General features: G+C 71.5%; 23 protein-coding genes. 14 read left to right on the top strand and 9 right to left on the bottom strand.

Annotation, left to right across the window (positions count from 1 at the left end):
• The first annotated feature begins 19 nt into the window (after positions 1-19).
• From BR70_RS0118085 to BR70_RS23900, 6 genes are all read left to right on the top strand, one after another.
• The gene (locus BR70_RS0118085) at positions 20-742 is read left to right on the top strand and encodes an SDR family oxidoreductase (RefSeq protein WP_027467188.1); all 723 of its coding nucleotides are present in this window, start codon (positions 20-22) and stop codon (positions 740-742) included.
• A complete protein-coding gene (locus BR70_RS21785) occupies positions 739-1398 on the top strand; it encodes a FadR/GntR family transcriptional regulator (protein WP_035809653.1) in 660 nt (219 codons plus the stop codon). The genes BR70_RS0118085 and BR70_RS21785 overlap by 4 nt, the downstream gene beginning before the upstream one ends.
• A 67-nt stretch (positions 1399-1465) precedes the next feature.
• A complete protein-coding gene (locus BR70_RS0118075; protein WP_027467187.1) occupies positions 1466-2086 on the top strand; it encodes a DedA family protein in 621 nt (206 codons plus the stop codon).
• Positions 2087-2126: 40 nt separating this feature from the next.
• Positions 2127-2993: an SMP-30/gluconolactonase/LRE family protein gene (locus BR70_RS0118070; RefSeq protein WP_027467186.1), complete on the top strand. Its 867-nt coding sequence runs from the start codon at positions 2127-2129 to the stop codon at positions 2991-2993.
• Between the two features lie 7 nt (positions 2994-3000).
• Positions 3001-4152: a 23S rRNA (uracil(747)-C(5))-methyltransferase RlmC gene (rlmC, locus tag BR70_RS0118065; RefSeq protein ID WP_027467185.1), complete on the top strand. Its 1152-nt coding sequence runs from the start codon at positions 3001-3003 to the stop codon at positions 4150-4152.
• A gap of 302 nt (positions 4153-4454) precedes the next feature.
• Positions 4455-5150 carry a LysM peptidoglycan-binding domain-containing protein gene (locus tag BR70_RS23900; RefSeq protein ID WP_051597116.1) on the top strand — a complete coding sequence of 232 codons (696 nt, stop codon included), beginning with the start codon at positions 4455-4457 and terminating at the stop codon, positions 5148-5150.
• Between the two features lie 82 nt (positions 5151-5232).
• On the opposite strand, the gene BR70_RS0118055 is transcribed toward BR70_RS23900, so the two are convergent.
• Positions 5233-6276, bottom strand: coding sequence for an LCP family protein (locus BR70_RS0118055; RefSeq protein ID WP_027467183.1), 1044 nt, complete (start codon positions 6274-6276; stop codon positions 5233-5235).
• A gap of 75 nt (positions 6277-6351) precedes the next feature.
• Complete coding sequence (locus BR70_RS21780) at positions 6352-6759, bottom strand: MarR family winged helix-turn-helix transcriptional regulator (RefSeq protein WP_035809651.1); 408 nt, start codon at positions 6757-6759, stop codon at positions 6352-6354.
• A 77-nt stretch (positions 6760-6836) separates the two neighbouring features.
• Here BR70_RS21780 and BR70_RS0118045 point away from each other — a divergent pair, with 77 nt between their 5' ends.
• Positions 6837-8951 (top strand): MMPL family transporter, encoded by a 2115-nt coding sequence (locus tag BR70_RS0118045; RefSeq protein ID WP_027467182.1) that lies wholly within the window; start codon positions 6837-6839, stop codon positions 8949-8951.
• Between the two features lie 12 nt (positions 8952-8963).
• The gene (locus BR70_RS22655; protein ID WP_051597115.1) at positions 8964-9614 is read left to right on the top strand and encodes a GntR family transcriptional regulator; all 651 of its coding nucleotides are present in this window, start codon (positions 8964-8966) and stop codon (positions 9612-9614) included.
• A gap of 97 nt (positions 9615-9711) precedes the next feature.
• On the opposite strand, the gene BR70_RS0118035 is transcribed toward BR70_RS22655, so the two are convergent.
• From BR70_RS0118035 to BR70_RS0118025, 3 genes are read right to left on the bottom strand one after another with little or no spacing between them, the layout of a single operon-like run.
• A complete protein-coding gene (locus tag BR70_RS0118035; protein WP_027467181.1) occupies positions 9712-10488 on the bottom strand; it encodes an IclR family transcriptional regulator in 777 nt (258 codons plus the stop codon).
• 26 nt (positions 10489-10514) lie between these two features.
• On the bottom strand, positions 10515-11942 hold the full coding sequence (locus tag BR70_RS0118030) for a glycoside hydrolase family protein (RefSeq protein ID WP_027467180.1): 1428 nt from the start codon (positions 11940-11942) through the stop codon (positions 10515-10517).
• A 38-nt stretch (positions 11943-11980) separates the two neighbouring features.
• Positions 11981-14230 carry an FAD-dependent oxidoreductase gene (locus BR70_RS0118025; RefSeq protein WP_027467179.1) on the bottom strand — a complete coding sequence of 750 codons (2250 nt, stop codon included), beginning with the start codon at positions 14228-14230 and terminating at the stop codon, positions 11981-11983.
• Positions 14231-14338: 108 nt separating this feature from the next.
• On the opposite strand from BR70_RS0118025, the gene BR70_RS0118020 reads away from it, so the two are divergent.
• The 3 genes from BR70_RS0118020 (at position 14339) to BR70_RS21770 (ending at position 18087) form a co-directional block, all read left to right on the top strand.
• Positions 14339-15691 (top strand): MFS transporter, encoded by a 1353-nt coding sequence (locus tag BR70_RS0118020; protein WP_027467178.1) that lies wholly within the window; start codon positions 14339-14341, stop codon positions 15689-15691.
• Positions 15692-15769: 78 nt separating this feature from the next.
• Entirely contained in the window at positions 15770-17266 is a 1497-nt protein-coding gene (locus BR70_RS0118015) for an LCP family protein (RefSeq protein ID WP_027467177.1), read from the top strand.
• Between the two features lie 38 nt (positions 17267-17304).
• The gene (locus BR70_RS21770; RefSeq protein ID WP_051597114.1) at positions 17305-18087 is read left to right on the top strand and encodes an endonuclease/exonuclease/phosphatase family protein; all 783 of its coding nucleotides are present in this window, start codon (positions 17305-17307) and stop codon (positions 18085-18087) included.
• A 6-nt stretch (positions 18088-18093) separates the two neighbouring features.
• Here BR70_RS21770 and BR70_RS0118005 read toward each other — a convergent pair whose 3' ends face one another.
• A complete protein-coding gene (locus BR70_RS0118005) occupies positions 18094-18831 on the bottom strand; it encodes a hypothetical protein (protein ID WP_027467176.1) in 738 nt (245 codons plus the stop codon).
• Between the two features lie 198 nt (positions 18832-19029).
• Here BR70_RS0118005 and BR70_RS0118000 point away from each other — a divergent pair, with 198 nt between their 5' ends.
• Positions 19030-19956 carry an SDR family oxidoreductase gene (locus BR70_RS0118000; RefSeq protein WP_027467175.1) on the top strand — a complete coding sequence of 309 codons (927 nt, stop codon included), beginning with the start codon at positions 19030-19032 and terminating at the stop codon, positions 19954-19956.
• Positions 19957-20106: 150 nt separating this feature from the next.
• Here BR70_RS0118000 and BR70_RS0117995 read toward each other — a convergent pair whose 3' ends face one another.
• Positions 20107-20424, bottom strand: a complete 318-nt coding sequence (locus BR70_RS0117995; RefSeq protein ID WP_027467174.1) for a hypothetical protein — start codon at positions 20422-20424, stop codon at positions 20107-20109.
• A 169-nt stretch (positions 20425-20593) separates the two neighbouring features.
• Here BR70_RS0117995 and BR70_RS0117990 point away from each other — a divergent pair, with 169 nt between their 5' ends.
• Together BR70_RS0117990 and BR70_RS0117985 are read left to right on the top strand one after the other, a co-directional pair.
• Positions 20594-21277, top strand: a complete 684-nt coding sequence (locus BR70_RS0117990) for a TetR/AcrR family transcriptional regulator (protein ID WP_027467173.1) — start codon at positions 20594-20596, stop codon at positions 21275-21277.
• A gap of 91 nt (positions 21278-21368) precedes the next feature.
• On the top strand, positions 21369-21563 hold the full coding sequence (locus BR70_RS0117985; protein WP_027467172.1) for a DUF2795 domain-containing protein: 195 nt from the start codon (positions 21369-21371) through the stop codon (positions 21561-21563).
• A gap of 107 nt (positions 21564-21670) precedes the next feature.
• On the opposite strand, the gene BR70_RS21765 is transcribed toward BR70_RS0117985, so the two are convergent.
• Together BR70_RS21765 and BR70_RS0117975 are read right to left on the bottom strand one after the other, a co-directional pair.
• Positions 21671-23188: a threonine/serine exporter family protein gene (locus tag BR70_RS21765; RefSeq protein ID WP_035809647.1), complete on the bottom strand. Its 1518-nt coding sequence runs from the start codon at positions 23186-23188 to the stop codon at positions 21671-21673.
• Between the two features lie 58 nt (positions 23189-23246).
• On the bottom strand, positions 23247-23501 hold the full coding sequence (locus BR70_RS0117975) for a hypothetical protein (protein WP_027467171.1): 255 nt from the start codon (positions 23499-23501) through the stop codon (positions 23247-23249).
• Positions 23502-23577: the final 76 nt, after the last annotated feature.

The raw sequence follows: 23577 nt of genomic DNA, 5'->3' as shown, positions 1-23577 counted from the left end.
ATAGGCATACTATTCGAGCATGACGGATCAGCGTGTGCTCTGGGTCACCGGTGGGGGCAGCGGCATGGGAGCCGCGAGCGCCGAGGCGGCGGCGCGGGACGGCTGGACGGTGGTGCTCAGCGGACGTCGTGCCGACCGGCTCGAGCAGGTCGCGCGCACCGTCCGCGGCGCCGGGGGGACAGCGGACGTCCTGCCCCTCGACGCGAACGACCCCGACGCCGTCACCGCCGCGCGGGACGCCGTGCTCGAGCGGCACGGCCGCCTCGACGGGCTCGTGCTGGCGGCCGGGCTCAACGCCCCGCGACGCCGGTGGGACGACCAGTCGCTCACCGACTTCCGCGCGATCGTGGACACGAACCTCACCGCCGTCGTCACGCTGGTGGACGCCGCGCTGCCGGCACTCCGCGCGACCGGCGGCGTGGTCGTCGTGGTGTCGTCGTACGCCGGGTGGTCCTTCCAGCCGGGGGCGGGTGTCGCGTACTCGGCGAGCAAGTCCGCGCTCGCGTCGGTCGTCCGCACGCTCAACCAGCAGGAGGCCGAGCACGGCGTCCGTGCCACGCACCTGTGCCCGGGTGACGTGGCGACGGACTTCCTCGACCAGCGGCCGGAGGTCCCCGATGCGGCAGCCCGGCAGCGCATGCTCCAGCCGGAGGACGTGGGGCGGACGGTCGCCTTCGTGCTCGGGGTGCCGGCGCACGTGCGCATCGACGAGCTCGTGGTGTCGCCGGTCGCGCAGCGGTGACGAGCACCTTCGAACGGGTCCTCGACCAGGTCGGTGCCGCCGTCGTCTCCGGTGCCGTCGCCGTGGGCAGCCGCCGGAGCATCGACGACCTGGTGGCCTGGACGGGTGCCAGTCGCAGCATCGTCCGCGAGGCCGTCCGGGTCCTCGTCGCCCTCGGCCTGCTCACCGCGCGGCAGCGGGTCGGCGTGACCGTGCTCGGCGTGCGGGAGTGGGACGTCCTCGACCCGCGCGTGGTGCGGTGGCGTCTGCGGGGCCCGGACGCCGACCGCGTGGCGGTCGAGCTCCGTGAGCTGCGTGCGGCGGTCGAGCCCGCCGCCGCTGCCGCAGCAGCCCGGCGGGTGGCGCTCGACGAGTTCGCGGACCGACGGGAGGCCCTCCGCACCACCGCGGACGAACTCGCCGCCGCCGCGACCCGCGACGACCGCCCCGACTTCGTGGCCGCGGACGTGCGGTTCCACGCGCTCGTGCTCGACCTGTCCGGCAACGCGCTGTACCGACGACTGCACCAGGTCGTCGGTCAGGTGCTGCGCGAACGCGGGAGCGTCCGCCCGGACCGGCACGACGTCGGCCTCCACCTCGCACTCGCCGATGCCGTCCTCGACGGCCGCCCGGACGAGGCGGCCTCGACGATGCGGGCGATCGTCGACCGCACGTGAACGGAGCGCCCCGGACCTGCGAGGATGGACCCCGGTGTGCCCCTCCGGTACCCGTGGAGGGTGAGTCGTGGACGCAGCACAGGACCTGGTCGTCCAGCTCGTCGGCACCCCGTGGGCGTTCTTCGTGGTCGGCCTCGTGCTCGCCGTGGGCAGCGTCGCGGTGTTCCTGCCCAGCCAGGCACTCGTCGTCGCGATCGGCACGCTCCTGGTGGGCGGTGACGGCGGTCTCCTGCCGGTCCTGTTCCTCGTCGTCGCGGCGTCGATCGGCATGGTCCTCGGCGACCTCGGGCTCTACCACCTGGCGCGTTCCGTCGACCTCGGCTCGAGGTCGTGGTTCTCGCGTCCGAAGGTCCGCGCGGCCCGGGACGCCATCGACGGCCGCTACCGTGCTGCTCCCGGGCGCATCGCGGTGCTCGGACGCTTCATCCCGATGGGCCGGTTGACGACGAACCTGGTCGGCGCGGACAGCGGGCTCGACCTCCGGCGGTTCCTGCTCAGCTGCGTGCTCGCCGACGTCGTCTGGGCGGCGTACTGCGTCGGCATCGCCTCGGCCACCGGTCGTTGGAGTCGCGAGCAGCCGTTCCTCGTCACGACCCTCGCGGTCGTGGCGTCGATCCTGCTCGGCCTGGCGATCTCCGCGATCGAGAAGGCCGTGCGACGACGCACCGAGGCGGCGGCCGCGGCCTGACGAACGTAGGGTGGGCACCCCGTTCGAAGGAGAACCCGTGCTGTTCGACGACCTCGTGCCGGACCGCGACGCGCTCGAGCGCATCGCCACCGGCAGCACCTGGGCCGAGGGGCCCTGCTGGATCCCGTCGACGCGCACGCTGCGGTGGTCCGACATCCCCGGCGACCGGATCCTGCAGTGGCACGCCGACTCGGGGGAGACCTCGGTGTACGCGGACGGTGTCGAGTTCACCAACGGCCGCACGCTCGGTCGGGACGGCAGCGTCGTGCAGTGCTCGCACGGCCTGCGTCGGGTCGAGCGTGACCGCGACGGCGTCGTCACGCCGATCGTCGACGTGTGGGACGGGGGCCGCTTCAACTCCCCGAACGACGTCGTGGTCGCGCGGGACGGCGGCGTCTGGTTCACGGACCCGGCCTACGGCATCACCCAGCCGCGTGAGGGGCACCCGGGTGTGCGCGAGTACGGCGACCACTGGGTGTTCCGGTGCGGACCGGAGGGCGAGGACCTGCGACCCGTGGCGACCGACCTGGACGAGCCGAACGGCCTGGCGTTCGACCCGGACGAGCGGGTGCTGTACATCGCGAGCTCGTCGGGCGACGAGCCGGTCATCCGCGCCTACGACCGCCGTGGCGACCTGCTGAAGAACGGCCGCGTGTTCGCGCGGCTCGAACCCGGAGAGGGTGCGCCGGACGGCATCCGGGTCGACGTGCACGGCAACGTCTGGTCGTCCTCCCACCACGGCGTCGTCGTGTTCGACCCCGAGGGAGCCCGGATCGGAGCGGTCGCCGTGCCGGAGGTCACGTCGAACCTGTGCTTCGGCGGCGACGACGGCACGACCCTGTTCCTGACCGCGACCACGTCGGTGTACCGGATCGCCACGACGACGCGGGACGCTGCCGTATCCTGACTCGGCCATGCAGTGCGACTACTTCGACCGCGGGGTGTGCCGGTCGTGCACGCTCATGGGCCAGCCCTACGCCGACCAGGTCCTCGACAAGGAACTCCGCACGCGCGAGCTCCTGCATGACGCGGTCGAGGCTGCCGGTGGCCCCGGAGCGGTCTCCTGGTCGCCCGCGATCACCAGCCCGGAGTCCGGGTACCGGAACAAGGCGAAGATGGTCGTGGGCGGATCCGTCCAGCACCCCACCGTCGGGATCCTCGACCACCGGCAGCGCGGCGTGGACCTGCGGCACTGCGGGATCTGCACGCCCGGCATCCGGCACGCGTTGCCCGTGCTCGCCGAGTTCGTCTCGACCGCGGGGCTGATCCCGTACGACGTCGCCGCGCGCCGGGGGGAGCTGAAGTACGTCCTGGTGACCGAGTCGCCCGACGGCGAGCTGATGATCCGGTTCGTCCTGCGCTCCGAGGGGCAGCTGCCACGGCTCCGCCAGCACCTCGCCGCCCTGCGCGCCGCGCTGCCGAACGCGGTCGTGGTGACCGTCAACCTGCTGCCCGAGCACAAGGCCGTCACCGAAGGCGACCGCGAGATCGTGCTGACCGAGCAGGAGACGCTGCCGATGCGGCTCGGCGGGATCACGATGCACCTGCGGCCGCAGAGCTTCTTCCAGACGAACACCGGTGTCGCGACCGAGTTGTACGCGCAGGCGACGGCCTGGATCGACGAGCTCGAACCCGCGTCGATGTGGGACCTGTACTGCGGCGTCGGCGGGTTCGCGCTGCACGCAGCCCGCCCCGGCCGCGTGGTGACCGGCATCGAGACGAGTGCCGAGGCGATCCGCTCCGCCGAGCAGTCCGCTCGTGAGGCCGGCCTCGAGGGGCTCCGGTTCGCCGCTGACGACGCGACCGAGCACGCACTCCGGGCCCGTCCGGACGCGGTGCCCGAGCTCGTCGTCGTGAACCCGCCGCGTCGCGGGATCGGCGAGCGGCTGTCGACCTGGCTCGAGGAGTCGGACGTGCAGCACGTCGTGTACTCGAGCTGCAACCCCGTGACCCTGGCGAAGGACCTGGCACGCATGCCGTCGTTCCGGCTGCTTCGGGCCCGGGTGCTCGACATGTTCCCGCAGACCGGTCACCTCGAGGCCGTGACCCTGCTCACGCGGGGCTGATCCCGAGCGCCGATCGGCATTGCCAGGGAATTGCCAAGGACACGTACCCGGGTACGGCTCGATCACCATGGCCATGGGGATCCGCACGTTCAGGTTCGGGGTAGGGGTACATAGCATGCACAGGTAGAACCGTTTGTCTCGGTTTGATAACGGTCAAGAGTTTCCTATGGTTGCCGACCGAGGTGCCGCCGGCCCGATGACCACTGCCCCCGGTGGCGCACCCCCACAACTGACCGCGATCGGTCGGGGTGGGCAGTGGATTCCGCAGCAGATGCGGCTCGTGACCCCGGTGGAGCAATCACATGAAGAAGCTTTCCCGTACCCGCACCATCGTCGGTGGCCTGGCGTTCGCCAGCATCGCCGCGACCGGTGTCGGCCTCGCGGCAGCCCCCGCGAACGCAGCGTCCGGTTCGACCTGGGACCAGCTCGCGCAGTGCGAGTCCGGTGGCAACTGGGCCATCAACACCGGCAACGGCTACTACGGCGGCCTGCAGTTCAACCTCGGCACCTGGCAGGCGAACGGTGGCGCGGGCAACCCCGCCTCCGCCAGCCGCGAGGCCCAGATCGCCGTCGCCGAGCGTGTCCTCGCCTCGCAGGGCTGGGGCGCATGGCCCGCCTGCTCCGCCCAGCTCGGGCTGAGCGGGACCAGCGGTGCGGCCCCCGCCGCGGCGGCTCCGGCCCCCGCACCGGCTCCGGCCCCCGCACAGCAGGCCGCCCCGCAGCCCGCCGCACCGGCACCGGCTCCTGCCGAGCAGGCCGCCCCGCAGCCGAGCACGACCGAAGCGGCGCCCGCCCCGGCAGCGACCACGCCGAGCAAGCCGGCCCCGGTCAAGACGAGCGGCAAGACGTACAAGATCACCTCGGGCGACACGCTCGACACGATCGCGACGAAGCTCGGGATCGACGGCGGCTGGAAGCAGCTCTGGGCCGCGAACACGTCGACCATCGACGACGCGAACCTGATCTACGCCGGCCAGGAGCTCCAGCTCCCCGCCTGATCTCTCCGCAGACCGAACACGACGACGCCCCACGACCTCGAGTCGTGGGGCGTCGTCGTGCGTGCGGCCTCGCGGTGCCGGACTACTGCGGGTTGTCGGCGAGCCAGCCCGCCACGTCGTCGGACCGGAGCGCCTGGGACAGGGACCCGACGGCGAGCTCGTTCAGGTTCACGATCGACTGCCCGTCCGGTGCCGTCCCGGAGCCCGCGGTTGGCACGGTGAAGGTCACGAGGTCGTCGGCCCGGACCGCTCGGAGCGACCACCCGAGTTCCGCCATCCGAGTGAACGAGAACCCGGCGTCGACCGACAGGTGCGCACTCGTCGCGGCGACGAAGTCCTGGATGCGCCCGGGGTTGGTGACGGTGCCACGGGACAGCAGCCCGTTCACGACGCCGCGCATGAACGCCTGCTGGTTGCGGACGCGGGTGTGGTCGGCGTCGACGAAGGAGTAGCGCTCTCGGACGAAGGCCAGTGCTGCGGCCCCGTCGAGCCGGTTCGCCCCGGCTGTGAAGTCGTGGCCGCGTGCTGAGAACGCCCGGGGGGAGTCGACCGTGACGCCGCCGAGGGCATCGGTCATGTCCTCGAACCCGGCGAAGTCGATCTCCGCCACGTGGTCGATCCGGATGTCCAGGAGCTGTTCGACGGTCGCCGTGGTGAGGGCGACCCCACCCCAGGAGTAGGCCGCGTTGATCTTCGCGCGCCCGTGTCCGGGGACCTCGACCCACGAATCGCGCATGATCGACATGAGGTACACGTGCTGTCGATCGGCGGGGACGTGCGCCAGCATCAGGGTGTCGGAGCGCCCGCCGAGCTCGGGCCGCGCGCCCTCGGGGCCGCCCTGCGCGCGAGCGTCGGACCCGATGAGCAGGATGTTCTCACCGCTGGACGTGCTCGGCCGCGCACCGCTCGGGAACGGGTCGGCGATGGTGTCGCGACCGGCGTCGAAGCTCCGCGCGAGTCCGCCGACGAAGACGCTCGCCACGACGGCGAGGACCAGGGCGACACCGACGAGCGAGCCGAGCGTCGCGACCAGGGCGACCAGGAACGGTCGACGTCGCCGCGTACTGCGACGGGGTGCGCGGAGGGTGTGTGCTGCGGCCGCCCGGGCGGCTCGGCGTTCGGACATGCGGGGCTCCTGTGGTCAGGTCGGCACGCACCGACCACAGGATCTTATCGCATGTGGTATTTCAGGAACAGTGTGTCACTCGGACGGCGGTCCGGCGAGCAGTTCGCCCAGTGCTCTCCGGAGCGCCGGGTCCTCCGGCAGTACCTCGCGCTCGATGTGCCGCGCGGTCTCCCACGCGGTCCGGCCAGCGGGCGTCACGCTGACCACGCGGCGCCGACGGTCGGCGGCGTGCGGGGTGCGTTCGACGAGGCCGTCCCGCTCCATCCGCTCGAGGGTGCGCGACATCGTCTGCGGCTGGACCCGGGCCGTGCGGGCGATGGTGTCGGCGCCGGTCGGGCCGGTCCGGATGAGGATGTCGATCGCGACGACCGCGGCGTGCGAGAGCCCGATGGCGCGGAGGCGTTCGTCCCAGTCCCGTTCGACCGCCCGCGCGGCCGCGGACAGCAGGCGCCCGAGGGGCCACTGCTCGGTCGTGTCCTGCATGTCGTGATTCTATGGTCGGAAGGTGCGCTCGACCGTCAAGTAATCAGCATGCTGACGATCGGTGTACGCTCACCGACGTGTCCCGCTTCCTCCGCATCGTCCTCCCCGCGCTCGTCATCGTGGTCTGGCTCGGCATCGCCTCCGTCGGCGGTCCCTTCTTCGGCAAGATCTCCGAGGTCTCCACCAACGACCAGACCTCGTTCCTGCCGGCCTCGGCCGACGCCACGAAGGTGCAGGAACGGTCCTCCGAGTTCCGCGACGAGTCGGGGGCGCCCGCGATCATCGTCCTCGAGCGCGACGGCGGCCTGACGTCGACCGACCTCGCCGACGCGAAGGCACTCGCCACGACGCTGTCCGACCGCGCCGACGTCGAGGCCGTCAGCCCGGTGATCCCGAGCGAGGACGGCGACGCGGTCGAGATCGTCGCCACGCTCACGCAGGACGCCGAGACCGGGGACGCGGTCGAGGCCATCCGGGCCGACGTCGACGATGCGCTCCCGCCCGGTGTGCGCGGCTCCGTCACCGGTCCCGCCGGGTTCACCGCGGACCTGACCGAGGCCTTCGCCGGTATCGACGGACTGCTGCTCGGGGTGGCGCTCGCCGCGGTGTTCGTGATCCTGATCATCGTCTACCGATCTCCCCTGCTGCCCGTCCTCGTGCTCGGGACCGCCACCTTCGCCCTGTGCGCCTCGATCCTCGTGGTCTGGTGGCTCGCCAAGGCCGACATCGTGACGGTCAACGGGCAGGTGCAGGGCATCCTGTCGATCCTGGTGATCGGTGCGGCGACGGACTACGCGCTCCTGTACACCTCGCGCTTCCGCGAGGCGCTGCGCGACCACCGCACCGGTTGGGACGCGACGAAGGCCGCCCTGCGGGGGAGCCTCGAGCCGATCCTGGCCTCGGGCGGCACGGTGATCGTCGGGGTGCTCTGCCTGCTGCTCTCCGACCTCAACTCGAACAAGGCGCTCGGCCCGGTCGCGGCCATCGGCATCGCGTTTAGCCTGCTCGCCGCCCTGACGCTCCTGCCCGCGCTGCTGCTCGCGTTCCGCCGCGCGGCGTTCTGGCCGCTGCGTCCCGCGTTCGGCAGCGCCCACCCCGAGCTCACCGGTCCGGACGCCCGCGGCATCTGGGCGCGCGTCGGCCGGCTCGTCGCCCGTCGGTCCCGGGTGGTGTGGATCGTCTGCACGGTCGGCCTGCTCGCGATGGGTGCCGGCCTGTTCGGGCTCAAGGCGGACGGGGTGCCGCAGAGCGACCTGGTCATCGGGTCGTCCGAGGCTCGTGACGGTCAGGACGTGCTGGCCGACCACTTCCCGGGCGGTTCCGGCAGCCCCGCGCAGGTCATCGGCGCGGAGCGCGACCTCGACCAGCTCGTCGACGCGATCACCGCGGTGGACGGGGTCGACGGTGTGGTCGCCGCGGCGAAGGACAGTCCCGCCGGCACCGTCCCGGTGACCGGGAACGCGGCCGGCAGCGGCACGCCGACCGTCTCCCGCGGTGACGTCCTGCTCGAGGCGACACTGTCCGACGCCGCCGACTCGGACGCCGCCGAGCAGACCGTCCGTGACCTCCGCACCGCCGTCGAACGGGTCGACCCGGGAGCGATCGTCGGTGGCGTCACCGCGACGGCGGTCGACACGAACGACACCGGGATCCGCGACCGCACGGTGATCATCCCCGTGGTGCTCGTCGTCATCCTGCTGATCCTGATGCTCCTGCTCCGCAGCATCGTCGCGCCGCTCGTCCTGATCGGCAGCGTGATCGTGTCCTTCGCGGCGGCCCTCGGTGTCGGAGCGCTCGTCTTCGACCACGTGTTCCACTTCCCGGGCGCGGACCCGAGCGTGCCGCTGTACTCGTTTGTGTTCCTGGTGGCACTCGGCGTCGACTACAACATCTTCCTCATGACACGGGTGCGCGAGGAAGCGCTGCGGCACGGTCCACGCGAGGGCGTCCTGCGCGGACTCGGCGTGACCGGCGGGGTGATCACGTCAGCGGGCGTCGTGCTCGCCGCCACGTTCGCCGCCCTCGGCGTGATCCCGATCCTGTTCCTCGTGCAGATCGCGTTCGTCGTCGCGTTCGGCGTCCTGCTCGACACGATCGTGGTCCGCTCGCTGCTCGTGCCGGCGCTGGCCTACGACCTCGGGCGTCGGGCCTGGTGGCCGTCGCGCCTCTCGCGCACGACCCCTGACATGTGACACGCTGGACCCATGCCAGTTCCCTCGACGCAGCCCGCTGCCGAGCGCAAGCTCCTCCGTGACACGGTGCAGGACAAGATCCGAGACGCCATCATGGACGGCACGCTCGAGCCCGGGGAACGGCTCAACGACGACGACCTGATCGCCTGGCTCGGTGTCTCCCGGACGCCGATCCGCGAGGCCCTCGCCGAACTCGCCCGTGCCGGCCTCATCGAGATGGCGCCGAACCGCTACACCCGGGTCGCGGCGCCGACGAAGGAAGAACTCCTCGACGCGTACCGCACCCTCGGCGTGATCTACGGCGGTGTCGTGCGGCTCGCGGTGCCCCGGTTCACGGACGCGCAGCGCAAGAAGATCGTGAAGATGCTCGACGACGTGCACGCGCGGGTGAGCGCCGACGAGCAGGACCAGGTCGCGCGCGACGGCGCCGGCATCTACTCGATGTGGGCCGACGCGTGCGGCAACCCGTCGCTCGTGCAGCTCTGCAACTCGACGACGGACGGGCTCTCGTTCAAGCTCCGCGTTCCGGAGCTCGCGGAGCTCCTGCCGGCCGACGTGATCCTGCCCGAGCTGACGAAGCTCAAGGACGCCGTCGTCGCGAAGGACCCCATCGCTGCCGAGCTCGCCATGGAGGCGATCCACCTGCTCCCGTCGCGCGACTAGCGGGACCAGCGCGACCAGAAGACGGCCTGGAGGCCCGTGGCGACTCCGCCACGCGCCTCCAGGCCGTCACTGCGTCACCACACGACGAGGCGAGCCGTCAGTGCGCGACGGCGCTGATCATCCCGAGACCGACGCTGATGCGGTCCGCGACCTCGATGAGGTCCTCGGCCAGGGACCCGAGGTCACGGTCGCGGAGCTGCGTGAGGCGTCCCGAGATCGAGAGCGCGGCCGCGGTGTCCCCCGAGGCGTTCCGGATCGGCGCGGCGATGCAGAACCGCCCGAGCGCGAGTTCCTGGTTCTCCTCGGTCCAGCCGCGCTTCGCCGAGACGGCCAGGTCGGCCGTCAGGGCGTCGTGCGACGTGATGGTGTGGTCGGTGTACCGCGCGAGGTCCGCACCGAGGAGCCGCTCCCGGTCCACCTGTGACAGGTCGAGCATGAGGGCCTTGCCGAGCGCCGACGCGTGCAGCGGCTGTCGCATGCCGATCATCGTGTGCGACTTCGGCGCCAGCGACCCCTCGAAGTGGCAGAGGTAGATGCACGAGGCGGCGTCGCGCACCCCGACGTTCGCGGTGAGGCCGATCCGGTGGGCGAGTTCCTGCGCCGCGGCCCGGCTCTCCCGGTGCACCGGGTTGTGGTTGAGTCCCTGGCTGGCGAGTTCGAGCACGGCGCGACCGACCGAGTACCCCTGCGAATCAGGATCGCGACGCACGTACTCGAGCGACTCGAGCGTCGCCAGGAGCCGACCCGTCGTCGACGTCCCGAGGCCGATCGCCCGCGCGATGTCGGAGGCACGCATCGGCCCGTCAGCAGCACCGAGCGCGCCGAGGACCGCCGCGGCGCGCTCGACGCTCTGGTTCGGAGGGGTGGTCGTCATCCCCTCATTCTGGTCTGCGACGGCGATCAGGACACCGTGACGCCGCTGACGAACGCGTTCGAGCGCACCTGCGCCGCTCTCAGCGGTACCCCGCCGAGCACGACGTCCTGGAATGCGACGCCCGAGATCCCGTGGGCGGCGTCCCAGCCGGACAGCGTCACCGAGTCCGCCGTGACGTCGGTGAAGTCGCGGATCGTGATGCCCGTGATCCGACCGCGTTCGTCGCGGTAGCCGGTGTCGTTCGAGTACTGCCCCTTGAGGACCTGCAGCACGATCGCTCGCTTCCCGACCGGCTGCGACTCCACGTGGAAACCGTCGACCGTGACGTCGGAGACCGTCGCCCAGTCCTGCACGTCGAACTTCAGGGCGACCTCCTTGGCGCGGAGCACGTACGACTGCGTGATCGAGATGTCGGTGAACAGCGACGTCTCCATCGAGGAGCCGAACCGGACGGGGTTGCCGCCGGTGACGTTCCAGAAGGTGGTGTCGAGTGCGTGCAGCCCGCGGGTCTCGGGTTCGCCGTTCGTGGCGGCGTCGAGGGCGTGCCAGCCGAAGCCGTCGTCGCCGCTCATCACGAAGTTGTGCTCGACCGCCATGTCCTGCACGCCGTCGGTGTCGATGCCGTCGTTGTTGATGAGCGTGCCCATCAGGTTCGTCCACGACACGTGGATGCCCGACGACCGGATGTACAGCGTCTGCCACCACTGTGCGTTCCGGACGCCGATGCCGGAGACCGTGACGTCGGAGCTGTCGTGGAACCGGATCGCCATCGTCTTCGCGGTGCGCGAGGTGTCGTCGCCGGCGTCGAGGATCCCACGGCCGAGCACCCGCACGCCGGTGACGCCGTCACCGTCGATGCGACCGTGCACCAGGGCGCCGGGAGCCAGGTAGATCGTCTGCCCGGACGTCGGGCGGATGACTCCGGCGTCGTGCTCGCCCGGGCCGAAGTACCGGACCGAGGGGTCGGTGGCGGACGGCACGGTCGTCTCGGCCGGTGTGACGAAGAGGAACAGCGCGCGAACGCCGGGCGTCTCGATCACGAGCGGGTGTGCGTCGCGGATCGTGAACGTGATCGTGGAACCGGAGCGGGTCGTCGCGATCGACAGCGTCCGTGGTGTCACGACGGGTGTGGCCGACGCGGCGAGGCCGGGCATGGTGACGCTGACGGTCGCCGTACCGGTCCCCTTGGCGAACATCGCGACGTCGTGCGAGGTGCCGCTGACCGACTCGGCCCTGACCGGCACGGCCGTCCCGTTCGCCGAGACGGAGTGCGCGGTCGCGGCGGGCGAGGTGGGGTTCCCCGGGTTGGGCTGGATCGTGGCGGTGCCGGCGGTGACCGCCGACGGGGAGGCGGCGGTGTCCGCGACCGCAGCCGCGCCGTGCGGCCCGGACGTGCCGACGGCGGCGAGTGACAGCGCGATGACCGTCGCGATGGTGTGTGCGCGCAGGCGCATGGCGATCTCCCTTGATCGTTGTCGGTGTTGCAGGTGGGTCAGTAGACCTTCACGGCGCTCGCCGTGACGAACGGCGACCCGTTCGTGGCGGTCACGACGATGCGGAGCGAGTCGGTCCGCACCGGGGCGAGGTCGTGGACGCGATGCCGGTGCCGGTTGTCCGTGACGGTCTCGAGCTGCCGCCACGAGCCGTCGACGGACACCTCGATGCGGTAGTCACGGGCGAGCGTCGGGACGGCGTCCCAGTGGGTGCGGTGGTGGTGCAGGTTGATGAGGTCGGCGTCGACGTCGTCGTTCCACACGATCCGCACCTGGCGCACGTCGACCGGCTCCGTCCAGTCGAGGGTCAGGGCGGCTCGGCCGTCGCCGGCCTCGGACGACCACAGGTGCGGGCCGCCGAAGGGACGCTGGTACCCGTCGGCCACCCTGGAGGCCCGCCACGCGTCCGAAGCGCCGGCTGCGGTGAACGCGAAGGACCGTCCGCGCAGGGCGCGCGCTTCCCAGTCGGTCACCGGCTGGTCGGACTCCTCGGGGATGTGGTCGTCGAACTGCTCGTCGTCGGCCGTGCGGGCACGGAGGGCCAGCACCCCGTACGGGTGCCCGTCGGTCAGGACCAGGCGGACGCCCGGGGCACGACGGACGACGACGACCGCGTTGCACGGCTCCTCGGGACGGAACGCGAGGTCCACCACCGCTTCCCCGGATCCGGCAGTCACCGCAGCGGTGTGGATGGCGACGTGCTCGATCGGGGCGTAGTTCTGCGGCTTGCCGGTCGTCCAGAGCTCGATCGTGAGCTCGGCCGCGGTGCCGCCGTCGACGACGGTCCGGAGCGCGAAGGAGCCGAGCGCCGGGTCGGCCGGCAGGACGATCGCGACGTCGCGATCGAGTGCGAAGGTGTCGGCGGTCGCCCACGGGGTGGTGTCGATCGAGGTGAGTTCACTGCTCGCGGTGATCGTCGCCAGGCGGGCCAGGTCGGCACCGTCGACGGCCCGGACCCCGATGAGCGGGGCGTCCTCGCGGAGCAGCGTCTGCTGGAGCATCTCGACGTGGTCGTTGCCGAGCGTGCGGGGCGTCGTGGCGTGCCGGGCGACGAGGTGCGCGGCGGTGCCGGCGGCCTGGCCCTGGGTGGCGCACGTGGCCATCACCCGCGTGGAGCCGAATGCCACGTGCGACGCGGAGATGTTCCGGCCGGCGAAGAGCAGGTTCGCGACGTCCGCGGAGTAGAGGGAACGGAACGGGATGTCGTAGGTGCCGTCCGTGTACCGCTGCTGCGCGCCGGCGGTCTCGGCGTACACGCCCTCGACGGGGTGCAGGTCGATCGACCAGCCGCCGAACGCCACCGCGTCGGGGAAGGTCCGCTGCGACAGCAGGTCCTGCTGGGTGAGCGTGTGGTCGCCGATGAACCGGCGGTACTCCCGTTTGCCGGGGATCGCACCCACCCAGTCGAGCGTGAGGGTCTCGGCGTCGAAGGCGCCGGAGTTCTTGATGTGGTCCCAGATCCCGTAGACGACGCCCCACAGCTCGTCTCGGATCCGCTCGTTCTCGGTGACGGTGTCGAGCGCACCGCCCCACTCGATCCACCAGTAGTTGCAGCCGTTGTCCCCGGTCTTGATGGCCCGGTTGGCCAGGATCGGTGTCGTCCTCAGGTCGACGGCGATCGACGGTGGCACGAACTTCTCGGGCCGGCCGGTGTCGTGCGTCGAGAAGAAGATCGAGCTCCCGAGCAGTTCGTCGTCGGGCTGTTCCGGCGCCCACGCCTCCCCGTGTTCGGCGCGTCCCTCGCGGCCGATCCGGAACGACGCCCCGGCGAGTGCGCCGACGAGGCCGTCGCCCGTGCAGTCGAGGAACACCGGCGCGGTGAAGGTCGTCTCGATCTCGGACCCCATCGTCCACCCCGTGACGGAGGTGATCCGGGTGGCGCCGTCGTCGTCGGCGGTCGTGACGGTGCGCACGTCGGTGTTGAGGTGCAGGTGCACGTTCGGTTCGGCGCGCACGAGGTCGAGCACGACCTGGTCCCAGTAGACCGCGTTGCCCTGCGGGTTCCGGTACTGGTTCTCGAGGAAGAGCTCCCCCATGATCCCGGTCTCGCGGGCGAACCGATGGGTTCCGTGCGCGGTCGCCCCGACCACCCACACCCGGATCTCGCTCGAGGAGTTCCCGCCGAGGACGGGACGGTTGGTGACGAGGGCGACGCTGGAGCCGAGGCGTGCGGCGGCGACCGCGGCGCACACACCGGCGAGACCGCCTCCGACGACCACGACGTCGTGGTGCTGTTCACGGGACTGCATGGCGGTGACGGTATCACTCTCTGGCGCTGCCTTCCCACTGTGTGGCAAAGTGTGCCCGGCAAGTGCTATCGTCAACGAACTCTCGACAACGAAGTGTGAGGTCACCCCATGAGCGACGGAACCCGAACGCGCACGAGCGCGGACGCCGCCGGCCCCCCGGACGTCCAGGCAGCACTGGGCGACGACGCGCGCCGACAGGGCATGCGGAAGGTGATCGTCGCCGCGGGCGTCGGCCACTTCGTCGAGTGGTTCGACTTCGGCCTCTACGGCACCCTGGCCACGGTCATCTCGCTGTACTTCTTCAAGCAGGGCGACCCCCAGGTGGCGTTGCTCTCCGCGTTCGCCGTGTTCGGTGCCGGCTTCGTGATGCGCCCGCTCGGCGGTCTGTTCTGGGGCTCGCTCGGGGACCGGGTCGGCCGGAAGACCACGCTCGCGACGGTCATCCTCATCACGAGCGGAGCGACGGCCGTGATGGGCATCCTGCCGACCTACCAGAGCGTCGGGTTGCTCGCACCGATCCTGCTCGTGCTGGTCCGGCTCGTGCAGGGCTTCGCCGCCGGTGGTGAAGGTGCCGGCGCGACGACGCTCCTGGCCGAGTTCGCGCCCTCGAACCGACGGGGCTTCGTGACGAGCTTCATCGACGTCTTCGGGTTCGCGGCCTTCATCGTCGGTGGCGGGCTGGTGTTCCTGTTCACCGCGCTCGCGGGCGACGACGCACTCGAGACGTGGGGGTGGCGCGTCCTGTTCCTCATCGCGGTCCCGCTCGGACTGGTCGGCCTGTACCTCCGCAACCGGCTCGAGGACACCCCCGAGTTCCGCGCGCTCAAGGCGAAGGGCGAGGTCGCGGCGAACCCGTTGCGTCGCTCGCTCCGCACCGGGTGGAAGGCCCTGCTGTTCTGCATCGGCTTCGTCGTCCTCAAGGCGGTCGGCCACTGGATCCTGCAGACCTTCATGCCGTCGTACCTGCAGGCCGACCTCGGGTACTCGCCGCTGGTGTCGTACGGGGTCGTCGTGATCGGCTTCCTCGTGATCGCGGGACTCGTGCCGTTCTTCGGCCTGCTGTCGGACCGGATCGGCCGGAAGCCCGTCATGCTCGCCGGCTGCACCGGCTTCCTGGTGCTGACCTACCCGACGCTGATGCTCATGGACGCCGGCAACTTCTGGGCGGCCGCGGCCGCGATGGTGCTGCTCGGCCTGTTCATGGCGGCGTTCGACGGTGCCGTCAGCGCGGCGATGGCCGAACTGTTCCCGACCGCGATCCGCTACGGGTCGATGGGCATCGCCTACAACATCAGCGTCGCGCTCTTCGGTGGCATCACGCCGTACTTCGCCACGTGGCTCATCAGTGCCACGGGCAACACGTTCGCGCCCGCCTTCTACGTCATGGCGGCTGCGGCGATCACGGGGATCACCGTGCTGCGGGCCCGTGAGACGAACAAGCAGGGCCTCGTCGCCCGGTGAGGAACACGACAGCGGGCATGGGGTGACCTGCCAGGCGCATCCCATGTCCGTCGTGCGCGCGCCGGTTATGGTTTCCCGGTGAGCAACGAACCCGAGCAGACGACCGAGCCCGCACACCGCGGTGCCGCGACGCCGCGCCACGGGCGCCAGAAGCGACGGGCCGGCGTCGTGTTCCCGGCGGTGGCGGGCGTGCTCACCATGGCCCTCCTGCTGTGCGGCGGGTACGCGGCGTACGCGTACCACCAGCTGTCCGACGGCGTCACGATCGTCAACGCGATCACCGGCGGCAAGGACAAGAAGGACGACGTCGACGGCACGGCGCAGAACATCCTGCTCGTCGGCGACGACCACCGACCGGACAACGCCACCCCGGAGCAGCTCGCCGAGCTCAGCACCGAGGAGGACGGTGGCGCGACGAACACCGACACGATGATCGTGCTGCACATCAACGCCGACGGCAGCCAGGCGACGATGATCTCGTTCCCCCGCGACTCGTACGTGGACATCCCGGACGTCGGCAAGGGCAAGCTCAACAGCGCGTTCTACTACGGCACGCTCAACGGCGGTGGGGACACCGGCGGTGCGAAGATGCTCATCAAGACCATCGAGAACCTGAGCGGGCTGCAGATCGACCACTACGTTCGGGTCTCGCTGCTCGGTTTCTACCAGGTCGTGAAGGAACTCGGGCCGGTGGAGGTGTGCCTCAACCAAGCCGCGAACGATCCGTTCTCCGGGGTGAACCTGCCGGCGGGCAAGTCCTCGCTGGACGCGAAGGAGGCGTTGTCCTTCGTGCGACAGCGCCACGGGCTGCCGAACGGTGACCTGGACCGCAACATCCGGCAGCAGTACTTCCTGTCCCAGGAGGCCCGCAAGGTCACGTCGGCGGGCACGCTGCTCAACCCGGTGAAGATGGGGAACATCCTGCAAGCCGTCGGGGGATCGATCCAGACCGACACCAACCTGATCGACCTCGCGTCGCAGATGGCGAACCTCCGGCCCGCGAACATCCAGTCGGCCACGATCCCGACCCTCGGGACCCCGACGATCTCCGTCAACGGATCGCCGCTGTCCATCGTCGAGGTGGACACCGTCGGTCTGCCGGCCTTCGTGCAGGGTCTGGTCGGTGAGCCCGAGGCCTACACCGCTGCCGGTCCGGCGCAACCGGCGAACACGTCGGTCACCGTGCTGAACGGCAGCGGCGTGCAGGGAGCGGCCACCGCCGCCGGTCAGGTCCTGACGGCTCGCGGCTTCCAGGTCGCGCCGGCCGGGTCCTCGCCCACCACGAAGGTCACGCAGGTGCAGTACCCGGCCGGCCAGGAGTCGCAGGCGAAGGCCGTCGCGGCCGTCGTGCCGGGTGCCGTCGCCGTCCGGACCAACACGGTCACCGGCGTCACACTGGTGCTCGGCACCGACGGCAAGACCGCGAAGCCGGTCGCGACCGAGCCGAGCGCGGCCCCCTCGACGCCGGCGGCCACCGGCTCGGGCTCGAAGCCGGCGGAGCAGCCCGCGAAGGAACCGTCGCCGAAGTCGACCGACGTGCACAACTACGGCACCGAGGGCACCTGCATCAACTGATGGGAACCGGCCAGGCGGGGCGTCGGTAGGTTCGTGGAGTGACCAGCGCCGCACGCCCGATCGTCCTGATGACCTACAACATCAAGAACCCGGACCCCGCGCACGACTGGCCGGCCCGCCTGCCGGTCGTGCTCGACGTGATCCGCCGGCACGACCCCGACCTGCTCTGCGTGCAGGAGGCGTTCGGGCACCAGATGGACGACCTGCGCGGCGGGCTGCCCGACCACGCCGACGTCGGGCAGGGGCGCGAGGGCGGCGACGCCGGGGAGCACGCGGCCGTCTTCTACCGCCGCGACCGGTTCCGCCCGTCGGACGAGGGATCGTTCTGGCTGTCGGACACCCCGGACGAGCCGGTCTCGAACACCTGGGGCAGCCTGTACCCGCGGATCGCGAACCACGCCCGGTTCCTCGACGCCGAGGGGCCCGCGTTCACCCTGCTCACCACCCACCTCGACCACGAGCCCGGACCCCACGGTGACGAGGTCCGGGGCCGGAGCGCCGCCCTGATCGTGGAACGGCTCGCCGGGGAGACCGGTCCGGTCGTCTTCGCCGGCGACTGCAACGAGCCCGCGGGGAGCGGCACCGCGTCGAGGGTGCTCTCGGAGGCCGGGTTCGCCGATGCCTGGCTGACCGCGGGGGATCCGTCCGACCGGACCGCGACGTTCAACGACTGGCAGCCGCCGGTCGACTCCGGGGAACGGATCGACTGGGTGCTCACCCGCGGCGTCAGCGGCGTGGACCGCGTCGTGATCGACCACGACGGCCCGGAGACCTGGTTCGCCAGCGACCACTTCCCGGTGGTGGCGACCCTGCGCGTCTGACCCGCGTCAGCAACTCCGGCGTGCGTGGACGGGCATCGGGGACCCGATCACCGTGACCGTCGTGTCGTTCGTCAGTGCGGACACCCCGTTCGTGCCGGTGTCCGTGGCGTCCTGGGCGTCGTCGTCCGTCGCGGGCGCCGCGTCCCAGCCCTGCCGCAGCAGGAGCTGCCAGGCGCGGGAGTCGTCGGAGCCGTAGGACACCCGGTGCGACCGGGGTGCGTCGGCGATCTGCTCGTCCAGGTCGTCGCCCACCTGGACGCCGTCGGGGCCGGTCAACTCGATCCGGGCACCCGAGCGGCTGCGCACCGAGTCACGCAGGATCCGGACCTCGACGGCGTTGCCCGCTCGGGCGTCGGAGCGCAGGGCAGCCACGCGGAGGGCGCCGCCCCAGGTGTAGGTGGTGCTGGCGGGGAAGCACGCCCCGCCGTCGCCCTCGGCCGTCTGTGTCCGCGAGGGAGTGCCGAGCAGGCGGTTCAGCACGCTCACGGTGAGTCCGGAGTCGCGCATCGAGGACTTCACCACGGTGTCGTCGCCGTTCCGGAGCACCAGGGCTTCGGCGTCGAGCTCGATCGAGTCCACCCGGCGGAGTTCCGCCTTCGTCACGTGCACCGGAGCGGCGTCGTGCGAGGTCTCGGCGGCCACGGCGACGTCCGCCCCGAGCCCGGTGGTGCCGTCGAACGCGAGCGCACCGGCCGAGAAGGCCAGCACGGCGGCGCCGAGCGCCAGCAGGGTCCGAGGAGTCACCGTTCGACGGTAGGGCCTCGACCGGGACAGAACGACAGGTGTTACCGAATCGGAGCCTGCCCGTCACCGGACCGTGACAAACGAGGATCACGCACCTGCGGCCCTGGCACGGGGCGGCCGGCGGGCGCAGGCCGCTCCGCGCAACGGGGGACAGCCTCCTGGACGGCCCGCAGCGACCCCCTGCGTACCGTCGGCGACATGACGGACCAGCAGAACGACCAGACCGGGCCTGACCAGTACGTGATGCAGGACCCCACGAAGATGTACGCCGACAAGAAGCCCGACGAGCAGTACCTCGAGGGCGCCGGCACCGACGCGGAGATGGCGCAGAACGTCCCCGCCGACCACGGTGAGGACACCTACCGCGGCTCGGGTCGTCTGACCGGCCGCAAGGCGCTCGTCACCGGTGGCGACTCCGGCATCGGTGCCGCCGTCGCCATCGCCTACGCCCGCGAGGGTGCGGACGTCGCGATCTCGTACCTGCCCGAGGAGCAGGAGGACGCCGACCGCATCGTCGGGCTCATCGAGGCCGCCGGTCGCAAGGCCGTGGCGCTGCCGGGTGACATCACCTCGCTCGAGGTCTGCGAGCAGCTCGTGGCCGACGCAGTCGAGCAGCTCGGTGGCCTCGACATCCTGGTGAACAACGCCGGCAAGCAGCAGAACGTCGACGACATCACCAAGATCTCCGACGAGGAGTTCGACGAGACCTTCAAGACGAACGCCTACGCGACGTTCCGCATCACGAAGGCCGCCGTGCCGCACCTGCAGCCCGGCTCCACGATCATCAACACGACGTCGATCCAGGCGTACGCCCCGTCGCCGCACCTGGTGCACTACGCGGCCACGAAGGCGACCGTGAACAACCTGGCGAAGGGCCTGGCGGCGCAGCTGGCGCCGAAGGGGATCCGTGTCAACGCGGTCGCCCCCGGCCCGATCTGGACGCCGTTGCAGCCGGCCGGTGGCCAGCCGCCGGAGGCGCTGCCGAGCGCGGGCGAGCAGACCTACCTGGGTCGCTGGGGGCAGCCCGCCGAGCTCGCGCCGGCCTACGTGTTCCTGGCGAGCGGTGAGTCGTCGTACGTCGTGGGCGAGACGCTGCACGTCGACGGCGGGATGCCGACGCCGTAGGGCTCCTGCCCCTGACGGGGACCTGACGGGAGGCGCGGTGCCGGTGGGTGCCGCGCCTCCCGTCGTCCGTGTGGTCGGGTCGACGGCTCCTGGTCGCGTCGACGGCTCCTGGTCGCGTCGCCGGGTCCGCTCCGGATCCGGGTCGTGGCCTCAGCAGCTGACGGAGCGAGCCATCCGCTCGAGGAGCTCGCGTGCCGACATCGCGGCGGCCAGCTCGACCTCGACGGGGTTGATGCCGATCGCCTGCTCGAAGGCGCGACGGCGGGCCTGGTCGGCGATCGGCACCTCGGGGCGCTGGGGCAGCACGGCGATGGCTCGCGCCGCCGCCTCGAACGCACCTGCGGGACGGCCGAGCTGTTCCCACATGGCTCGGACGTCGTGCGCCACCTGATCGGGGTCGCCGCCGAACTCGAAGCCGGTCGAGGCCATGGTCGCGAGTCCCTGGGCAGTGGGGTCGTTCGGGGTCATGCCGGCATGGTCGCACGGACGGCCGCGAACCGGCTCGACGCCGTGGTCTGTCCCCCCTTGTGCCGACACCCGTACCGGGGATTCTGGTGTCCCCCGTTCTGCGTTTGGATGGAGGTGCCCCGGACCCGGGGTGACACGGACAGGACGTCCGGGGACGACGGAGGGCACGATGCTCGAACACACCAGCGCCGACACGCAGGCCGCTGCGGCCGCGGCGGCCACGCTGCACCTGCGGATCACGATCGTGGGTGCCACCGTCGACCTGCTCCGGGACGTCCCCTTCCACGAAGCCCGGCCCGTGCAGGTCGCCGAGCGGATGGGCATCAGCGTCGCCGAGCTGGAGCAGCACTTCCCGTCGTGGGACGGCCTGGTCCTCGCCGCGCTCGACCGCTGGAACGGCGCCCGGATGGACGAGGTCACGCACGAGGTCGGTGACGGCTCGACCGTGGACCTGCTCCGCGCGATCGTCGCCTCGAACGCCGAGGACCCGGCCCTGATGCGCCTGCTCGTCGCCCTGCTGTCCGTCGCGGGCAACCCCGCGCACCCGATGGCGACCTACCTGCGGTCGCGGTACCAGCTCTTCTTCGCGCAGATCAAGCGCGGCCTGGAGCACGACGTCGCGATCGGCCGTGCCCCGCACACGATGGACCCCCGCCGCGGCGCCGAGCAGCTCATCGCCCTGTACGAGGGGCTGCAGCTGCAGGCCCTGCTGCGCGCCGAGCTCGACCTGGTGGCTGCGTTCGACCGCGCGGTCGCCCGGCTCGAGCGTGGCTGGATGGAGCGGTACGAGCCGCAGGCCGCCCGCCGTCTGGCGATGTGGGACGACGACGACTCGGGCAGCTGGGAGATCTGACCGGCGGTTCGTCCGCGGAGCGCGTTCCCCGCGCCGTCGTGCAGCGCCCCGCGGGTACTCCGGGAGGCGCAACCTGACGGAAGGAACCGACATGGCAGCACCGAACCCCATCCAGGTCCAGAAGTACCTGAGCGGCATCGACTACCCGGCGTCCAAGGACGACGTGGTCTCGACGGCCGAGCAGGAGGGCGCTCCGGACGACGTCCTCGAGGCGCTCCGCGCGATCCCGGACGGCGAGTACGACGCCCCGACCGCGGTGTCGAGCGCGGTGTCCGACGCCGGTTGAGCGCGGCGCGCCCACTCGGTGAGCAGAAGCGGTCGGGTGCGTGCGTCGCACTCGACCTCTTCTGCTCACGAAGCGCTGCTCACGAAGCGCAGCTCACGAAGCGCAGCTCAGGAAGTGCCGCCGGAGCGCGACCCGCGGGGCACCGACCCGTCGCCGGGGTCGTACCCGGTGTCACGGATGACGCGGAGCGCCGTGGTGTCGTTGTGGACCGAGTGCACGACGACCCGACGCGTCCGGCGGAGCGCTCGACGGGCACCGGGCGTCGCGAAGAGCCCGCCGAGCACCAGGCCTGCGCCGATCCCGAGTGCCACGGACACCGCCGCCACGAAGTCGAGCGCGGCGCTCGACGACCCCGACATGAAGTTCAGCAGGGCGTTCGACACGGCGACACCGGGCAGGAGCGCCCCGCAGAACGCCGGCACCGCGATCGCCGCCACGGCCGTGCGCATCCGGACGGCCGCGTAGGTCGAGAGCACCCCGAGCAGCACCGCCGCCAGGAACGTCGCCCCGAGGAGCGGCAGCCCGGCCTGCCGCAGTGCCCACAGCGCGGCACCGGCGGCGACGGAGAACACCACGGCGACGGGGATCACCCGGGCGCTCGCCTGCTGAACGAAGCAGTTCGCGCCCGCCGACACCACGGTCAGCGACAGCGACGCCCAGAGCGGCAGGGTCTGCGTCACGATGCCGGACGGGTCGACCTCGATCTGCAGCCAGTGCGTCATCGCGATCCCGGCCGGCACCCCGACCACGATCGCCGCGATGACCAGCCCGATGTAGAACGCCCGGGCCACGGCCATCGCCCGGAACCCCGAGATGGCGTCCTGCGCCCAGGTCACCAGGGACGGGTGCGGCAGCAGGAGCACCACGAGCGCCGCCACCATCGTCGCGGCACCGTTCGCGTTGAGCACGCCGGCCCAGATGGCCAGGGTGCCGATCGCCGACGCCACCGCGCCCTGCGCTCCGGACACGAAGAACTGCGGGTACCCCCGGTCGGTCAGCCAGCGTCCGGAGACGATGATCCCGAGCATCAGCACGAACGCCCCGAGTCCGGCACGCCAGCCACCTCCGGCCTGCACGGCGATCGAGATGCCGAGGATCGACAGGCCGACGTCGGACAGCCACATCGGCCACCGAGGCGGGAGCCGCAGCACGGCGACCAGGGCGTTCACCGCCGAGGTCATGTCACGGTCGTCGTGGATCAGGTCGTCGACGATCTGGTTCGCCCGCGCGAGCTTGTCGAGGTCGGAGCCGTCCGAGCGCACGGTCCGGACCTTGACGAGCGGCGGGACGTCGGCCGGGGCGTACTGGATCGTCACCGAGCTGCCGGAGAAGTCCAGGTCGAGCGGTGCGAGGTTCCACTTCGTCGAGACCGCGACGACGGCCGTCTCGACGCTGCGGGTGTCGGCACCGGAGGCGAGCATGACCTCGGCCAGGTCGAGGCAGAAGTCGACGATCTGGGTCGCCGTGTACTGGTCACGCCCCTTGGCGTCGGGCTCGACGTGCTCGTAGATCGTCCCGCGCAGGCGGGCCCGTGCGTCGCGCAGGTCGTGCTGCGCCAGACTGCGGCGGCGTGGCCGGGGCGGGCGGCCCGGCTTGTGCGGGCCCGGGGGGTGCTGCTCGGCCATCACGCCATGGTGCCAGTCGACGGCGGCCGAGTCCGGACGTCCGCTGGACGCGTCCGGATCAGCCCCGGCGGCGCGTACTGAGACGACCGAGGGCGAAGGCCGCGACGACCGCGCCCACCAGCACGAGGACCGGTCCGGCGGTCAGCTGCCACGGTGGGCCATTGGCGACGAACGCGTAGTCGGACAGCGGGGCGAAGGCGGCGAAGCCGAACGTGGACATCGGAGCCGTCAGCACGAACACGATCCCGACGACGACGGCCAGCAGGCCGAGCCAGAGGGCGACGAGGGTCGGGGTGGCGAGGAATCGGGGCACGGCACCCAGCGTAGGTGGACGACGGACTGGAGGCCCGTGGCGGGGTCGCCACGGGCCTCCCGTCCGTCAGGTGGTG

Origin of the sequence: Curtobacterium sp. UNCCL17, assembly GCF_000686685.1 — a bacterium.
In the GTDB taxonomy this organism is placed as follows: Bacteria; Actinomycetota; Actinomycetes; order Actinomycetales; family Microbacteriaceae; genus Curtobacterium; species Curtobacterium flaccumfaciens.
This window is presented reverse-complemented; position numbering and strand designations above follow the sequence as displayed.

Bases quoted from the DNA above. Each gene is read 5' to 3' on its own strand.
- BR70_RS0118030 (WP_027467180.1), bottom strand. From the start codon at position 11,942: ATGCGCCTGCGCGCACACACCATCGCGACGGTCATCGCGCTGTCACTC.
- BR70_RS21780 (WP_035809651.1), bottom strand. From the start codon at position 6,759: ATGCAGGACACGACCGAGCAGTGGCCCCTCGGGCGCCTGCTGTCCGCG.
- BR70_RS0118085 (WP_027467188.1), top strand. From the start codon at position 20: ATGACGGATCAGCGTGTGCTCTGGGTCACCGGTGGGGGCAGCGGCATG.
- BR70_RS0118035 (WP_027467181.1), bottom strand. From the start codon at position 10,488: ATGACGACCACCCCTCCGAACCAGAGCGTCGAGCGCGCCGCGGCGGTC.
- BR70_RS0118025 (WP_027467179.1), bottom strand. From the start codon at position 14,230: ATGCAGTCCCGTGAACAGCACCACGACGTCGTGGTCGTCGGAGGCGGT.
- rlmC (WP_027467185.1), top strand. From the start codon at position 3,001: ATGCAGTGCGACTACTTCGACCGCGGGGTGTGCCGGTCGTGCACGCTC.
- BR70_RS0117985 (WP_027467172.1), top strand. From the start codon at position 21,369: ATGGCAGCACCGAACCCCATCCAGGTCCAGAAGTACCTGAGCGGCATC.
- BR70_RS21765 (WP_035809647.1), bottom strand. From the start codon at position 23,188: ATGGCCGAGCAGCACCCCCCGGGCCCGCACAAGCCGGGCCGCCCGCCC.
- BR70_RS22655 (WP_051597115.1), top strand. From the start codon at position 8,964: ATGCCAGTTCCCTCGACGCAGCCCGCTGCCGAGCGCAAGCTCCTCCGT.
- BR70_RS0118055 (WP_027467183.1), bottom strand. From the start codon at position 6,276: ATGTCCGAACGCCGAGCCGCCCGGGCGGCCGCAGCACACACCCTCCGC.
- BR70_RS0117995 (WP_027467174.1), bottom strand. From the start codon at position 20,424: ATGACCCCGAACGACCCCACTGCCCAGGGACTCGCGACCATGGCCTCG.
- BR70_RS23900 (WP_051597116.1), top strand. From the start codon at position 4,455: ATGAAGAAGCTTTCCCGTACCCGCACCATCGTCGGTGGCCTGGCGTTC.
- BR70_RS0118020 (WP_027467178.1), top strand. From the start codon at position 14,339: ATGAGCGACGGAACCCGAACGCGCACGAGCGCGGACGCCGCCGGCCCC.
- BR70_RS0117990 (WP_027467173.1), top strand. From the start codon at position 20,594: ATGCTCGAACACACCAGCGCCGACACGCAGGCCGCTGCGGCCGCGGCG.
- BR70_RS0118000 (WP_027467175.1), top strand. From the start codon at position 19,030: ATGACGGACCAGCAGAACGACCAGACCGGGCCTGACCAGTACGTGATG.